This is a genomic window from Acetatifactor aquisgranensis (assembly GCF_943193215.1).
Taxonomy (GTDB): domain Bacteria; phylum Bacillota; class Clostridia; order Lachnospirales; family Lachnospiraceae; genus Acetatifactor; species Acetatifactor aquisgranensis.
The window spans coordinates 283,495-297,519 of record NZ_CALPDH010000001.1 but is presented as its reverse complement, the minus strand read 5'-3'; the positions used below and the strand labels follow the sequence as shown (position 1 = coordinate 297,519).

General features: G+C 55.8%; 26 protein-coding genes. 3 read left to right on the top strand and 23 right to left on the bottom strand.

The features are described 5' to 3' along the window. Genes NFS35_RS01455 through NFS35_RS01405 form a run of 11 tightly spaced genes read right to left on the bottom strand, consistent with a single transcriptional unit; the run spans nt 1 to nt 7,466 of the window. On the bottom strand, nt 1-351 hold the full coding sequence (locus NFS35_RS01455; RefSeq protein WP_251205370.1) for a DUF3168 domain-containing protein: 351 nt from the start codon (nt 349-351) through the stop codon (nt 1-3). Then, entirely contained in the window at nt 351-812 is a 462-nt protein-coding gene (locus tag NFS35_RS01450) for a hypothetical protein (RefSeq protein WP_251205369.1), read from the bottom strand. Before NFS35_RS01450 ends, NFS35_RS01455 begins: the two co-directional genes overlap by 1 nt. Then, nucleotides 778-1,125 (bottom strand): hypothetical protein, encoded by a 348-nt coding sequence (locus tag NFS35_RS01445; protein ID WP_251205368.1) that lies wholly within the window; start codon nt 1,123-1,125, stop codon nt 778-780. Before NFS35_RS01445 ends, NFS35_RS01450 begins: the two co-directional genes overlap by 35 nt. Next, nucleotides 1,110-1,382 carry a hypothetical protein gene (locus NFS35_RS01440; RefSeq protein WP_251205367.1) on the bottom strand — a complete coding sequence of 91 codons (273 nt, stop codon included), beginning with the start codon at nt 1,380-1,382 and terminating at the stop codon, nt 1,110-1,112. Before NFS35_RS01440 ends, NFS35_RS01445 begins: the two co-directional genes overlap by 16 nt. 29 nt (nt 1,383-1,411) lie before the next feature. Further along, nucleotides 1,412-2,647: a phage major capsid protein gene (locus NFS35_RS01435; RefSeq protein WP_251205366.1), complete on the bottom strand. Its 1,236-nt coding sequence runs from the start codon at nt 2,645-2,647 to the stop codon at nt 1,412-1,414. Then, a complete protein-coding gene (locus tag NFS35_RS01430) occupies nt 2,644-3,336 on the bottom strand; it encodes a head maturation protease, ClpP-related (RefSeq protein WP_251205365.1) in 693 nt (230 codons plus the stop codon). Before NFS35_RS01430 ends, NFS35_RS01435 begins: the two co-directional genes overlap by 4 nt. After that, on the bottom strand, nt 3,275-4,672 hold the full coding sequence (locus NFS35_RS01425; protein WP_330639934.1) for a phage portal protein: 1,398 nt from the start codon (nt 4,670-4,672) through the stop codon (nt 3,275-3,277). Before NFS35_RS01425 ends, NFS35_RS01430 begins: the two co-directional genes overlap by 62 nt. Nucleotides 4,673-4,711: 39 nt before the next feature. Further along, on the bottom strand, nt 4,712-6,409 hold the full coding sequence (locus tag NFS35_RS01420) for a terminase large subunit (protein WP_251205364.1): 1,698 nt from the start codon (nt 6,407-6,409) through the stop codon (nt 4,712-4,714). Continuing rightward, the gene (locus tag NFS35_RS01415; protein ID WP_251205363.1) at nt 6,406-6,822 is read right to left on the bottom strand and encodes a hypothetical protein; all 417 of its coding nucleotides are present in this window, start codon (nt 6,820-6,822) and stop codon (nt 6,406-6,408) included. The genes NFS35_RS01420 and NFS35_RS01415 overlap by 4 nt, the downstream gene beginning before the upstream one ends. Nucleotides 6,823-6,871: 49 nt before the next feature. Next, nucleotides 6,872-7,114 (bottom strand): hypothetical protein, encoded by a 243-nt coding sequence (locus NFS35_RS01410; protein WP_251205362.1) that lies wholly within the window; start codon nt 7,112-7,114, stop codon nt 6,872-6,874. After that, nucleotides 7,098-7,466 (bottom strand): HNH endonuclease, encoded by a 369-nt coding sequence (locus NFS35_RS01405; protein ID WP_251205361.1) that lies wholly within the window; start codon nt 7,464-7,466, stop codon nt 7,098-7,100. The genes NFS35_RS01410 and NFS35_RS01405 overlap by 17 nt, the downstream gene beginning before the upstream one ends. 217 nt (nt 7,467-7,683) lie before the next feature. Between NFS35_RS01405 and NFS35_RS01400 the strand changes: the two genes are divergently transcribed. The 3 genes from NFS35_RS01400 (at nt 7,684) to NFS35_RS28940 (ending at nt 8,607) form a co-directional block, all read left to right on the top strand. Continuing rightward, nucleotides 7,684-7,863: a type II toxin-antitoxin system HicA family toxin gene (locus NFS35_RS01400; RefSeq protein WP_251205360.1), complete on the top strand. Its 180-nt coding sequence runs from the start codon at nt 7,684-7,686 to the stop codon at nt 7,861-7,863. 35 nt (nt 7,864-7,898) lie between these two features. Next, a complete protein-coding gene (locus tag NFS35_RS01395; protein ID WP_251205359.1) occupies nt 7,899-8,309 on the top strand; it encodes a type II toxin-antitoxin system HicB family antitoxin in 411 nt (136 codons plus the stop codon). Between the two features lie 166 nt (nt 8,310-8,475). Then, nucleotides 8,476-8,607 (top strand): hypothetical protein, encoded by a 132-nt coding sequence (locus NFS35_RS28940; RefSeq protein ID WP_275564655.1) that lies wholly within the window; start codon nt 8,476-8,478, stop codon nt 8,605-8,607. Between the two features lie 13 nt (nt 8,608-8,620). On the opposite strand, the gene NFS35_RS01390 is transcribed toward NFS35_RS28940, so the two are convergent. The 12 genes from NFS35_RS01390 to NFS35_RS01335 all read right to left on the bottom strand — a co-directional run bounded on the left by NFS35_RS01390 (nt 8,621) and on the right by NFS35_RS01335 (nt 14,004). After that, complete coding sequence (locus NFS35_RS01390; RefSeq protein ID WP_251205358.1) at nt 8,621-9,022, bottom strand: hypothetical protein; 402 nt, start codon at nt 9,020-9,022, stop codon at nt 8,621-8,623. Nucleotides 9,023-9,063: 41 nt separating this feature from the next. Beyond that, entirely contained in the window at nt 9,064-9,387 is a 324-nt protein-coding gene (locus NFS35_RS01385) for a hypothetical protein (protein ID WP_251205357.1), read from the bottom strand. Continuing rightward, on the bottom strand, nt 9,384-9,812 hold the full coding sequence (locus NFS35_RS01380) for a YopX family protein (RefSeq protein ID WP_251205356.1): 429 nt from the start codon (nt 9,810-9,812) through the stop codon (nt 9,384-9,386). Before NFS35_RS01380 ends, NFS35_RS01385 begins: the two co-directional genes overlap by 4 nt. A 1-nt stretch (nt 9,813) precedes the next feature. Next, complete coding sequence (locus NFS35_RS01375) at nt 9,814-10,152, bottom strand: hypothetical protein (protein ID WP_251205355.1); 339 nt, start codon at nt 10,150-10,152, stop codon at nt 9,814-9,816. 1 nt (nt 10,153) lies between these two features. After that, nucleotides 10,154-10,780 (bottom strand): hypothetical protein, encoded by a 627-nt coding sequence (locus NFS35_RS01370; protein ID WP_251205354.1) that lies wholly within the window; start codon nt 10,778-10,780, stop codon nt 10,154-10,156. After that, nucleotides 10,773-10,997 (bottom strand): hypothetical protein, encoded by a 225-nt coding sequence (locus NFS35_RS01365; protein WP_251205353.1) that lies wholly within the window; start codon nt 10,995-10,997, stop codon nt 10,773-10,775. Before NFS35_RS01365 ends, NFS35_RS01370 begins: the two co-directional genes overlap by 8 nt. 131 nt (nt 10,998-11,128) lie before the next feature. Further along, the gene (locus NFS35_RS01360; protein ID WP_251205352.1) at nt 11,129-11,299 is read right to left on the bottom strand and encodes a hypothetical protein; all 171 of its coding nucleotides are present in this window, start codon (nt 11,297-11,299) and stop codon (nt 11,129-11,131) included. A 10-nt stretch (nt 11,300-11,309) separates the two neighbouring features. Beyond that, nucleotides 11,310-12,020: an NUMOD4 motif-containing HNH endonuclease gene (locus NFS35_RS01355; RefSeq protein ID WP_251205351.1), complete on the bottom strand. Its 711-nt coding sequence runs from the start codon at nt 12,018-12,020 to the stop codon at nt 11,310-11,312. Further along, nucleotides 12,014-12,841 carry a DNA adenine methylase gene (locus tag NFS35_RS01350; RefSeq protein WP_251205350.1) on the bottom strand — a complete coding sequence of 276 codons (828 nt, stop codon included), beginning with the start codon at nt 12,839-12,841 and terminating at the stop codon, nt 12,014-12,016. The genes NFS35_RS01355 and NFS35_RS01350 overlap by 7 nt, the downstream gene beginning before the upstream one ends. A gap of 31 nt (nt 12,842-12,872) precedes the next feature. Beyond that, entirely contained in the window at nt 12,873-13,637 is a 765-nt protein-coding gene (locus NFS35_RS01345) for a hypothetical protein (protein WP_251205349.1), read from the bottom strand. Further along, nucleotides 13,634-13,822, bottom strand: a complete 189-nt coding sequence (locus NFS35_RS01340; RefSeq protein WP_251205348.1) for a hypothetical protein — start codon at nt 13,820-13,822, stop codon at nt 13,634-13,636. Before NFS35_RS01340 ends, NFS35_RS01345 begins: the two co-directional genes overlap by 4 nt. An 8-nt stretch (nt 13,823-13,830) precedes the next feature. Further along, a complete protein-coding gene (locus NFS35_RS01335; RefSeq protein ID WP_251205347.1) occupies nt 13,831-14,004 on the bottom strand; it encodes a hypothetical protein in 174 nt (57 codons plus the stop codon). Nucleotides 14,005-14,025: the final 21 nt, after the last annotated feature.

The window sequence follows — 14,025 nt, the reverse complement described above, 5'->3', positions numbered from 1 at the left end:
TCATTCCTCCATTTCATAGACATGCATCCCGAATTGCTCCCTCACCCGCTTGATCGTCCTGTCCGGATCGGGGACGTTCTGCCGCGCCCCTTTGAATATCCTTATCAGGCGCCCTCCTGCCATATAGTTGCACCGGTGCAACTTCCTTTCCAGCATGTCCATCATGCCCTCGGCCCTGGAGTAGTACGGATGCTGGTCCCATGCGCTGACTTCCAGGGCATACACCTGCCCTCCGCCCTCCTCCGTAAGCCTCCTGGCAGAAAAGACCAGGTACGGGTATGCCGCATCCTCCGGGGCCTCCTCGCGGTATGCTCCGGTCAGGTCCTCCAGCGCCTTCCCAAGGCCCTCCATCAGTCCTCACCGCCTCCCTGGTACTCCTCATCGCTGATCAGCGCCAGGGCCCTGGCCTCATCCTCCAGGGCCGACAGGTACTGGCTCTCTATCCTGATGATGTCCGGGACATTGTCCTGTACGGCGCCTGTCAGGATTCCGTGCTTCCTCATCCTGCTGGAGCCCAGCTCCTGCTCCGTGCCGTACCATGTCCCATGCTTGATCCCCACCAGCAGGTCCCCCTCCTTCTTCCTGGCCCAGTATTGGAAGGCCCCCTTGGAGCCCCTGACGCGCCTGGACTTTTTCATGCTGTTGTGGTACAGCTTCTGTGCGGCCTTGTTGGACGTGATGCAGACATACTTGCCCACGTCCCTGAGGGCCGCCCGGGTCAGCTCCCTTATGGTATAGGCGCACCTGTCCACGTTCGATACGATTTTCAGCCCATCCTTAGTCACCCTCGTCACTGACGGCGGCAGCGGCATCCCTCACACCTCCATAACATGTAATCTCCAGTTCGTTGCTGGCGGTACGGTACGTCCTCAGGATGACGTACCGGATCCCCTCATGGATCAGGTACCTCTGCCCCTGGTAGTCCATATAGTCGGTCAGCTTGAACTTCACTTCCGGCTTCTTCCCGGCTGTCTGCGCCTGGTAGAACTCGCTCTGGCTGACGGACCTCAGTTCCGCGAAGACCGCATCCGACAGCTTGAGCTCCATGGCCGGATCCCCGTAAGGATCCATTTCCCCTGCCGCAGCCGGCACCATGTCAGCGAAATATATCACCTCGTCCCGCATTTGTACCCCTCCGCCATGCTCATGGCATCCCGGAGCCGCTCGTAATTCTGCATGAACTGCTCCCCTTTCCCCAGGTAGTCGAACTGCCCCTTGCAGTACAGCTCCACCGCCTTGTCCACCAGCGCATCGTCCGCCCCCGGGTCGATGCCCACCCTGGCCATGTCCAGCCGGGCGGCCTCGATGTTCCCGGAGATGTCATCGTCCGTGCGGGAATGGCTGATGCGCATCTTCTTCCTTACCTGTTCAGCCGTCATCATGGCCTGCACCTCCCCCGGGCGGCAGCCGCTCAGGCTCCGGCAGCCGCGGCCTCCTTCAGTAGGGCGTGGGCCCTGGTCGTCACCACGTTCCCGTCCATGATCCCATATCCCACGTAGTCCGTGGTGCGCTCCTTCACATGGTCCTCCGTCATCATGCTGACCTCCTTGTTGACATTGAGGTGGTACCCATCAGCCGTGTTGGAGAACAGGATTTCCCCGTCCTTCATGGAGTCGTCCTCCTTGACCGGTATGCCAAGGATGCGGAACTGACCCTGGCTGGTCACGTCTGGCACGAACAGGGGGCGCTTGTTCTGATCCTGAATCATCGCGATTTTGTTCCAGATGGTATGCGAGTTCGCATAGATTGCCAGGCCTGCGCCGTATCCGGACTTCACCTTGGACCTGGCCTTCACGATGTCATCGTACTTGGGCACAGTGCCCTTGGCATATTCCGCCACCTGCGGGGTTCCCTCTTCCGCTTCCAGCGCCGTCACCGTCCCCACAGGCTCCGGCTTGCCGGACGCTGCCTTCTCACCGGCTCCATGGGTGACGCCATATCCTGCGGCCGCCCCCATCTTCTTGGCCATCTTCCGCTGGATGTAAGGGATGAAGTCCTCGATGGCCATCTCCTTCAGCTTCCAGGATACCGTGATGGCCCTGGACAGCTCGCATCCGCTGAGCTTATAGGTCTTGAAGCCCTCCTTGCCGTCATCGGTCTTCGTCCCCTCATCGTACCACTTGGCATCAGAGGATGTGTCCTCCTGAATCATCGTGAGCAGGCCGTTGACATACGTCTTCGTCACATCCGCAAAGTACGGATAGTACTCCCCCGCCATCTCCCAGATTCCCTTGCTGACCGTCTCCGGGATCACGACGCTGGTGTTCTTCGTCGTATGGGTATATGCCTCGTTGACCAGCAGGAACTTCTCCTTCTCGCTGTCGCTCATAGGCGTTCCCATGAGGTGCTTCGCCCAGGCCGTCCTGTACTCCTCCGACTTCCAGGCCATGGCTTTCGGGGAGTCCTCGCCAGGCTTTTCCCTTTCCCCGAAAGAATCTTCCAGGTTCCCCATAGGATTCATTGCCGTCTGCATCCCATTGAGCGCCGCAAGATTCGCCGCTGCCTGGGCGATGACGCCCCATTCCTCATCCAGCGCTTTCACCTCGTCCATCTTCGCGTTCGCTTCATCGACCTTCCCGGCATCCAGGAGCCCCTGGGCCTCGTCCATCAGTTTCCTGCGCATCGCTTCATACTTTTTCCTGTTCATGCTGACTCTCCTCTCAACCTCAATAGATTCAACCTTGCACGGGCCTCCTGATGTCCTTCAGGCCCCCCTGCTTTCTCTTTCATCGCCCTTTCTGCTTTCTCCAGCTGCTCTTTTGTGGGCAGGGAGAACAGCGGGCCCGCCACCAGCGGTGCCGCAGCTTCATCCCGGAACATGACCGCATCAATCAGCCCGCGCTCCAGCGCCTGTTCCGCCGTGAGCCATGTGGTGTGCTCCATCATCTGCAGGGCCTCCTCTTCCGTCATGCCGCTCTTGTCCACGTAGGCGCTGCACAGGGCCCTGTCCGCAGTCCGCAGCACCTCCGCAGTATGCTCCAGGTCGCTGTGGTTCCCCTCCGCATAGGTGGACACGCAGTGCACCATCATCAGGGCCGTAGGCGACATCTCGCAATATGCCGCCATGGCAGCTACGCTGGCAGCGCTGCAGGCCTCCCCCGTGACGTAGATTTTCACGTCGTCCTTCCTGCCCTTCAGCAGCGTGTAGATCTCCGACCCCACGTCTATGACGCCGCCCGGGGAGTTGATGTAGACCTCGATCTCATCCCCATCCTGGAAAGCGTCCATCACCTGCTGCACGTCCTTCGGGCAGGTGCAGTCCTCCCCGAAGAAATCATAGAACCATTTGTAGTCGTTCGGGACCATCACGCCCCTGATGTTTATCCTGTGCTTCATCCTTCCCCCTTTCCGCAGCCTCCGGGAGCCGCCCCTCCTGCCCACCCAGGACAGGCTCCGGAGCCCCTGCTGCCAGGATCCCTGTCAGGGCGGTCTCCAGAGACGGCACCCCCGGGCCCGCCATGCCCGCTTCCAGCAGCTTCACCATCACGCCCGCCATGGCCTCGACTTTTCCTGTATCCAGCGCCTCCGCCATCCCCAGCAGCCGCCCTGCCATGTCCACCACCTGGGTGTCCAGCCTCCTGATCGGCTGGTCGCCGCCCTCCACCGGGGCCATGTTCATCACCGCCCGCCACTCGTTCGGGGTCATGGCCCCACGATCCACCATGGCCTGCATGGCCAGCTTGGACTGTAGGCTGGCGCACTGCAGGTTGCTGGCCTCGAAGACGATGCGGTTCCCGCAGCCCCTCTCCCGCCGGGAGAAAAGCCTGACGGAATAGGCCTCCCCCATCTGCACTGCCAGCGGCTCCACCTCCGCCTCGTAATAGGCGTTCCATTCGTCCTCCGTCCACCGGGACTGGATGATTTTCTCATTGGTGTTGAAGAACGAATAGATGCGGTTTATGGTCTCCTTCGTCTGTAGGGCATTGGGGACATAATCTTTCGGCTCTATCCGCGTGGCCGTGGCCTTGGAGTCCACGCCCGCTGCCCCAAAGGTGTCGCTCTCCACGCTCAGGTAGTTGTCCACGAACTCCTTCACGTTCTTCTTGATGTCCTCCGGGCGCATGGCGCTGGTGAACGCCAGCAGCCATCGGACGATCCCGCTGTTGCGGATGGCCTTGACGATGCCCTGGTCGATGGTGCCTATGACCTCCATCATGGAAGCCAGCGCGGGCGCCGGGCTCTCCCCGAAGATGTCGTGCTCGTTGAAGTCCTGCCGCAGATGGATTATCTGGTCATAGGGGAACGTGCCTGTCTTCCCGTTCCGGTACTGGAACTTCAGGTGCAGCTCCTCATTGATGTATTTTGTTTCGCACATCACGCAGGGAATCGGGTACAGCTGCATGGGCTTTCCGTTCACGTCCCGGATGATCAGGATAAAGGCGTTGTTGTTCAGGCACAGCTGAGTGGCCACTTTCTCCTGGAACTGCTGCCCTGTCATGAACGGGTTCGGCTCCGACAGCAGGAATCGGATGTTCGCGTCCGGGTTCACCTTCAGCACTTCCGCGTCCGCCCGGATGTGCTTCCCTGCCAGCTTCCCGGCAGCCTTCACCTTTGGGCGGATGCACGACCTGACGATGTCGCTGTCATAGAGCTTCCCATTCCAGGAATAGTAATGCTCCCCATATGTAGTGACCATCTGCATCACGTTCTTTTCCGTCTTTATGTCATCCATGGCCTTCCGCCTTTTGAACAGCCCCAATTCGGCCACCTCCTATGCCACTATGCTCAGATACTCCTCCAGATGGTTCTCCAGCTCCACATAGGCGTCCAACAGGCTGGCCATCCCATCGATGCGGCGCGTCGCCCCCTGCTTCCCTTTGGCCGGCTGGATATTGTCGTTCCGGTCCACGTCCACCGTAGTGTTGCAGAGGCACCATTTCAGGATTGGATTGTTGTTGTAGACGATTTTCTTCTTCGTCAGGTCCGCCCCAAGGGACTTCATTGGGCCGGACAAGGTCTTCTTGCCCTGGAAGACCAGGTCTATCACGGAGGTGCCGAACACGTTGCGCATCTCCTCCACGAAATAGGTGGCGCTCCATCCGTCCACGCCGCACTTGAACAGGTAGATGTCGTCCTGGTCCTGCACCTCACGGTACCAGTCCACCACATACTTGTAATGCATCCGGTTCCCGGGGCATGTCCGCAGGAGCCCTTTGTCCCGCCAGATGTCGTAGGGAATCTTGTCCTCCCTTACCCTGGCCTCCAGCAGGTCCTCCGGGATCCAGTACATCTGCTTCACATAGATGTTCTCATCCCCCGGCACCATGAAGATGACCGTGGCGCAGGTCAGGTCCGTGGTGCTGGACAGGTCGCACCCGCCTATCCCATACCTCGGCTTCAGGCTGCCGATGTCGAACAGCTCCTGGTTGTCGATCTGCTCGAACGTGAGCCATGCCTCGGTGGACGTCTCCCTGATATTGAACTCCTTGCAGACCAGGTTCTTGACCAGGCTGGGGTTCTCCATGGCCTTGCGCACTTTCTCCGCAAGGGCCTCCAGTTTCTTGATCGTCCCGAGGCCGGGGTTCGCCTTTTTCCAGCATTTCGGATCCGGCCATTCCTTCCTGCTGTCTAGCTCATAGATGAATGGGAAGAAGTGGATGTCCTTATAGCCATTGTCATCAAACAGTCCGTTGATGACGCGCTCCGCCTCCTCATATTTCTGGTCATAGATATCCTCCCTGACAGTCCCCGCCGTGGAAGTGATATAGATCAAGGGCTGCTCCCTGGCGGTGACGCCGTCCGCGATGATGTCATACAGCTTGCGCCCGTCCTTCCACTGATGTATCTCATCCATCAGGCCGCAATGGATGTTCAGGCCGTCCAGGGTATCGCTGTCCGATGCCAGCGGCTTGAACGTTCCATCATTGAACAGCTCGCTGGAAAGCTCCGCCACAAGCGGCTTCACCCGCTTGATCAAAGCCTTTGACTTGCGGACCATGCGCTTGGACTCCGTCCAGATGATTTTTGCCTGATCCTTTTTCGTGGCTACGGCATACACTTCCGGGCCCGGCTCTCCGTCCCCCAGGAGCATGTACAGCCCCACGATGGATGCCAGCAGGGATTTGCCGTTCTTCTTGCCAACGATGAGCACCGCTTCCCGGCACATCCTGTTGCCATTGATGTCTATAAAGCCGAAGATGGCCGCCAGGTGCGCTTTTTCCCAGAGCTCCAGCCGCACCGGCTTTCCTGCCCCTGCACCTTTGGACAGCCTGCAGTAGTTTTCCGCGAACTCCAGGATATGGTTCGCCCTTTTGTTGGAATAGAAATATTCCCCTGGATGCATCGCCAGATGGGCAAGGTATCTGTACCAGCGGTATATCTTGTTGCTGACCACTTCCTGCCTGCCCTCAATGGCTTCCCAGTATTCCAGAACCGGATTGTAGTCAGACGGATATGCAATCTTTCTCATACATCCTCACGCCCTTCAACAAAATCCTCAAAGTCGTCCCCTGTCCCTGCCTGTTTCCTTTCCGGTTTCGGCATGCAGTCCACCAGAATCTTCATCGCCTGGGTCAGCTTCTGGGAAAGCTGCAGGTATGTCTGGGACTCAGGGCTCTGCTTGGTGCCGTACTGGTTCTCTCCGTTCTTGTAGATGGCCGTGGTGCCCTTACGGTTAATCGTCTCCCGCAAATCCTGCATGGTGATGGTCATGAACGCGACATCCGCGATGGTAGTGAGCACCAGCTTCTTTCTGTCCTCCTCGATATTCCCGAAGAGCTTCTTTATCCGGGCTTCCTCTTTCTTTATCCTCTTAACTTTCTTTTGATATTCGGCTTCATCCGCCCCAACCAGCTGCCCTCCCGCTGCTTCATTCGCATCCATATACCACACCCCCTTTATGCGCGACCTGTGTGTTAAAGGAAAGCCACCCCTACGGTCTCCCGGGAGCGCCCCCCGGCTCCTTTTCAGGGGGGAGTGTCAGGATCTCGCCGAACCTCGAGTCAAGTAAGATGACCTTCCTCCCGAACTTCTCAGCCAGTTCCTTTTCCATCTCCTCTGTCGTCTCTTTCCTGCAGCACTGTCCGAGCCGGATGACGATGGCCCCTTCTCCAATGACTGTCACGGCTTCTCTTCCGATCAGGATTCCTTCACAGCTATTAATGTTTTCTTCCATCTCTGTCCACCTCCCTCATCGATATCGGCTGGCCGTCTTCATCGAACCTGCATGTAAGGCTGCTGCCCCCGCCTATCCCATGGCCCCCGAACCTGTCATGGCAGTCCTTGCAGACATATTCCAGGTTCCTATGGTTCAGGGATATCTCAGGATTCGTTATGGTCTCCTGGGTGAGCGGCTCCCTGTGGTGCACGATGTAGCCGGGCCTGTCATGGCATTCCTCACACAGCCCGCCGTCTGCCAGGATCCTGTCCTTTATGTATGCGTCCCTGCACTTCAGCCACCGCTTCGACCGATAGAATGCTTTCGCCCATTCCTGTGCCATCCCGTCTCCCTCCAGCCCTACTGCCATGGAAAGCTTCCCACGTAAAAGGACACGGCTGCTGCCGTGCTCCTGCAATGTGAAAGAAGCTATGTCGTTTCCGCCTACCTCTTCAAGTATTATTATACATGTGCATCGTGTGAATTGTGTGCAACTTTTAAAAATCTCTATTTTTTTGAAAAATTTCTCAGATACCTTGACCTTTATGCGCATTATGCGTATAATCAAATCATGAGGAGGTATTTACATGAAATTCCGGGAAATAGAAAAGATAATCATAGCTGATGGATGGCAATTCAAAAAAGCAAAAGGTTCACACTATCAATACATCCATCCCACTAAACCAGGCAAAGTCACGATTCCGAATCATCCCGGAGACATTGCCCCGCAAATAGTCAAGCAGATTCTTAAGCAGGCCGGGCTATAGAGCCCGGTGACGCACACAATAAAGGAGGTTCTCTTATGAAATTGACTTATCCAGCCTGTTTCTATCCCGATGAGGAAAGGAAAGGCGCTTATGCTGTTGTAGTTCCCGATCTCCCTGGCTGCGTAAGCGGCGGCGATACTTTGGCAGAAGCAATGGTCATGGGCATGGATGCCGCCTCCGGCTGGGTCCTGGATGAACTGGAGGACGGAAAGCCTGCCCCTCCGGCCAGCCCGCTGGAAAGCATAACCCCAGAGCCCGGCGGCTTTGTCAGCATGCTCGTCCTGGACATGGATTCCTATGCGGAAAAATATGGCGAAAAGGCTGTCAGGAAAAACCTCACCATCCCTGCATGGCTCAATACTTTCGCAGAAAAGAACCACATCAATTTTTCACAGGTTCTCCAGGATTCGCTTATGGCAATCTATCAGCAAAAGCAACACGCCTGATATGCCCATCCGGCCCATTGCTATACAGAATTCAGGAATGACAGCGACAGGGCCAAAATGAAGCCCTGTCGCTATGCCAAAATAAAGGAGAATCCATCTATGGTAGAATATATGCATCAGCGAAGGCAAATCCGGTGAAAATGCCCTACATATGGCACATTCTGCCTTGATGCAATGGATTGGATACCTAATAGACAAGAAACTGGAGATTCCGCTGGCAGGCAGCCTAAACGACATTGAAGCCGCCCCCGGCGAATTCGTTCATCTGATTCGTGCCAATTTCAAGGATGAACTTTAAGACGCCTGGCCCTTTACCTGGCTGGGGCATTCAGCTTTCTGCTGACCGAGCTCCTGTCCATATGTATGAGGCCGGCAATCTCTTTCTGCGTCCTCCCCTCCAGGAAATACATCCGGAATATCCTCCTGGTAAGGCTGTCTTCTATGTCCTCTTCCACATATCTCTCTATGGCATCGCATTCTTCCTTCAGTGCACGGATCCTTTTCTCATAATGCTCCTTTTGCCACTTATACCTTTCCCAATCCACCCCTACGACAGCCTGAGGCACCGGATAGCCTTTCCGGTAGTCCTTTATGACGGAACTGCCGAGCCTGGAGTCGCCCTCCCCCAGGCTGGCCAGCTTATGCTTCAGTTCCAGTATCTCCCGCTTCATGCTCCCATATGATTCCAGCTGCACCCTTGTCACCTGCTCCATCACACTCCTTCTTTTCTACGGCTGCTGCCATGCAGCTTTCCTTAAGGTTGCACCGGTGCAACTTCACTCCCTTCTATCGTATCCAGGCAGGCGTTGAATCCAGCTGCAAGCAAATCCGTCTTCTTACCGCATTTCTTCCAGTTTCCGGAACCATCCTTTTCGTACAGGTCACATTTTTCATCTTTCCGCTCCGGAATCGGCGCCAGCGGGCACCATTCTGGTTTTTTTCTTTTATCCGCATGCCTTTTCCCGCATCCCCGGCAGATATTGCCCTGCCATTTGTTGCCTGATGCATCTTCCACATCCATCTCCATCGGGCACTCCAGGCAGCTCCCGGGCATCTCCATCACCAGTATCGCTTTCATTCGGCGCCTCCTTCCAGAAGGGCGGGATTGTCGAACACATTTCCAACGGCCTCGCACCATTCATCCGCATCCGCCAGCGATATAGGCCTATATCCATTACGCCTGATTTCGTATGCACCGCTCCGTACATTGTACCGCACTTCTGCAGGCAGGCCCTGCTTCTTCGAGTAGGGGATAGCCGAGATGTCCCCCTCAAAAATCTTCCTGCTGTTCCTGTCGGTCAGGCCTGTGTACTGGCAGACGGTCCTTGGGTCTACTACTGCATACTGATATCCGCCACCTGTCATGCTGGCTATAATGATAGACTGCATCTCTTCCACAAATCTATCGCCCTCATAATGCCCTGTCTTTTTCGGGCAATACCATCCCTCCACCCATTTTCCGTTATCAGTCCGCTTCCCGCGGAACAGAACCTCCCTGTCCATGTCATCCCTCCAATATCTCCACATTTCCGGGCTCAAGATAATGGCACCCATCAGGTTCATAATCGTTGTTGTCCCAGTCCTCATCAAACTGTTCCCGGTCATCGATATATATGCCAAACCTGCTATCCTGCTCCATCATATAATGCAGCTCCTTGTCCTTTTCCTTATCTTTCAGTGCAAGGAATAAATACTTTCCATCCCCTGCACTACTTTCGATGACAAGTGCTATCTCTCCATCCATGTATGCTGTAATCTTTTCCCAAAGACAGTAATCTGCATCATCTGGCTCGATATCCTTGAGCATATTGAGTGTTTTCAGCTTTGCTTCCCTGATAGCCAAATCATCCCTCTCTTTCCGGCTTCTCGCACCTCTCGAACTCTATCACCCACACCCAGGGGTTCGCGTCCCAGCCATACCTGTCAATTTCTTCTTTCCTGATGGAAGACTCCCACAATGATGAAAACCTCTTAAAAACGCCATTTCTGGTTATGTCCACTCCCTCTCGTTGGCACCCCAAAGCATCAATATCCTTCAGCCGCTCCGCCCTCACGTCCGTGACCTTTAGCCAGATTCGGGCGGCCTGCTTCGGCATGTGGATAGACGGACGCCATTTTTCGCTTGCGTCTTCGGAGTTCGCGATACTGGCCTTGTAACCATAAAATTCTCGCAAGCGGCAATTTTCTCCATGGCCAACCCGTTTTTTATATTTATGCCATGTCTCCCGGACATACAGGATGTCTCCTATCCCATATGGCGGCCTGACGCCAAAAGTGACAGATCCTTCGAAAAAACTGACTTCCTTAGACCATAACGTATTTGTACTCACCCTCACATCGTCTGCTATCGGAATCCTCCCAGTGAAACTGTTTACCGGAAATCTAATCACCCTCCGCGTCACAGTCTTCCTACCGTCCAGAATAGCACGTACCATGTCACCGTTAAAAAGAATCGGCAATACCCTACCCATCTACCCCACCTGCCTTTACAATGTGCATGACCCTCGCATAGGTAAATTCGTTCTCGTTCAATTCCCGAAGCTGCCCTACAACTCCGTCTACATCATAGGCGGTTTTCTGGCTATCAATAAGCCTGCAGAATTCATTCAGGAATCCACCGCTGAGCCCATCTGCTATAGCCACAGCTGTAACGAGCGTCTTAAAAGCATCTGCATCAATCAGTCTCAAACTCCCATCCACCATCCTTTCTGGTTGCACTGGTGCAACCTGCATGTATCCCATTCAGTCCACACGGTTCTTGAACTCCCGGTTCCTGAACAGGTATTTCTCTGTCGTAACCTGCTCGTTCAACAGCCGCCTCAGCTGTCCAGAAGGGTGCCCGCACATGCACTGACAGGGCAGCCCTCACATATCGCATCAAGCTCCTCCTGTTCCGCCACCTCCATCGGATGGCGGCACAGCTTGTCGCATACATGAGCCGCCACGTCCTCCAGCCTGTCCTTCCAGCCCTCCAGCTGATCCGGGCCCATGCCGCAGTCCTCATAGGCCTTCAGCTTGCAGAGGCACCCATACAGAATCTGGCCTGTCTCCTTCGTGATTGCCTGCCCCTCCTGCAGCCTTTCCCACGGCAGCCCTTTCACCTGCCACCTGCCGGATGCATCCTTTTCCGTCATCCTTCCCATTTCTCTGCTCCTTCTTCTGCTCTATCTTCCTCACGGCTCGTCTTATGCTGGCTTCGCTGTCGTCCCATGCATACGCATATCCGTCTGGCGCGAACGCGCCTTTCACCTTGCCGTTGCACCGGTCCATCACCGTCTGGTAGCTCATGTGGTTCCGCCGGGCGGCCTCTCTTGCAGAGGAATACACCTCTACTATCTCTCCGTCCGCATCCAGCTTCGCCACAGGGCGCCTCCTTGATGATGCGCCGGTCAGCAGCCCCAGCTCCCGCTTGCTTATGTAGGCGATGTTGTTCAAGTAGTTGTCCGACTGGCAGCCGTTCTTATGGTACGGTACATGCCCTTTGGGCGGAAGCCCCAGGAACGTCAGGGCCACCAGCTGCATCAATACCTCTTCCTTGGGTTTCCCATCCCTGGTCAGCTTCACCACCAGGCGCTGGCTGCCGGACATCTTCCTGTGGTATGGGCTCAATGCCCGCGTCCTGCCGGAAAGATATACGCGCCGCACGTTGCCCTCTTTGTCCACCTGGTACTTCCCTCCATATCCCGGTATGTCCGTCCATGTCCCTACCATCCAGCCCCTCCCGGTTCTGCCTGCGCATCATGCTCATAGTTCATCCATACCACCTCCTGCCGCGCCCTCCCGCCTTCTGCACAGCTGGCGAAGCACTTCTTGTGCCATCCCTGCAGATAGTCGTTGTACATGTCCGACTCATAGCCGGATATCATCATCTTCGCCTGGCTCTGTCTGGCCGTCTCCAGGAGCTCCTCGTGATCCGCGTCCTCCATCTCATGCCTGTACTGCCTCCGGTTCCGGGTGCCCAGCAGATACGGCGGGTCCAGGTACATGAACACATCCGGATTGTCGAACCGCTTTATCACCTCCAGAGCTGGCCTGCATTCAATCTGGACCTTCCGCAGACGTTCTGCTGTCTCCACTATCCATACCGGCAGCTCGTACCAGTCCCAGAGGGCATACATCCTCTCCCGCCCGATGGCGTCATACTTCCAGCCGCTCTTGTATCCGTCATTCCGGGAGCCGTAGGCCTGCCAGCACCGGGCCAGGAACCGGCATGCCTTATGGAACCTGTCATCCCCCGGAGGTATCCCCATAATCGGGACCGTCCTGAAGGAGCCTTCATATGCCTCCCTGCTGTACGGCGTCGTCATCACCAGCCTGGCCAGATAATCAGAATCCTGCTGGATGCACCTGAACAGGTTCACCACATCGCCGTCCAGGTCGTTGATTGTCTCGATGCGGGAGGCCGTTTTATTGAAGAGCACCGCCCCACTGCCGAAATAGGGCTCCACATAGCTGTGATGTGATGGTATCAGCTCCACCAGCTTTTTCGCTATGTTCCACTTGCTTCCAGAATACTTCAATACCCTTTTCATCATCCTCTTCCACTAGTTGCACCGGTGCAACTCAATTCGACACCAATTCAGCTTCCAGCGCCTTGAAGTCATATTCATGCCGGATAAACTGATTGAAGCTGTTTTTCTTGCCAGCCGATGCATTCCGCGTACCCTCCGGTTTTACATACTGCCCTGGAAGATAAGCTACAAAGAAATTTTCCGTCAGGAAGGATGCCGCGCTCCGGACATACCTCTCCTCCCGGCCCAGTTCTTTCACGGCCTCCGCATAGTTGGCGGCTGCTGCCACCAAGTCCTGCTCCGTTATGTGACAGTCCTCCAGCAGCACCTTGCAGTAGGCCCTCTCTGCCGTAGGGCGGTCGTTCCCGCGTTTCGGGTATGCCTCCCAGAACGTGTCAAAGTGCTCCACCGCAGATGCGCGCATCCTCTCCCTCTCTTTGTCTTTGTCTATGTCTTTTAATGTGCCACTGTTTCGCGCACCATCTCGATTACCATCTTGCGCACCTTTTTGCTTACCATCTTGCGCACTATCTTGCCTACTATATGCTATAGTGATTCTGTACAGGGTCGCCTTCGTCCCACGTTCCCGGAATTCCAGGAGCCCCCTTTGCTTCAATTCGTTCCGCGCTTTCAGTATTCCTGACCTTGATAGTCCGGTCAGTACGGAGAGCACCTGATTCGGCGCTTGGAACCACTCTGTCCAGTTGCTCCGGTTGCATACATGCAGCAGAGCCATGTATAGCGACACCTGCCCTGTAGACAATGGGTTCGTTGTGGCCGCATCCCAGAACGCATTGATGATTGATATGTAATTCACGTTTCCATCAATCCCTCCTTCCGCTCAGATGCCACCTTTCCCTTGTCTGTAGGTACTGGTGCAGTTTCCCCATATTTCCTTATGTACTCCAGATGGTACGGTATCCTCCGTCCAACGGCTGCTGCCATGGGGCTGGCCTCTGTTATGTACTTCTCATACAGCTTCTGCTTCTCCTGACTGTCCATAGCGCCTCCTAACGTTCCCTCGCCCCGCTCCACTCTATGGCAAGGGCTATCCTCCCGAGGTCAGCGCCGGATTTTTGAGCCGTTTCCACTGCGTCCTCCCATCGCCTATCGAAATCCTCCTGATAGCGCATAGGGAATCCCGTCATGTCCCTGATGCCCCTCTTCTGCTCCAACGTCAGCATACATCCCTCCTTTCCGGGGGC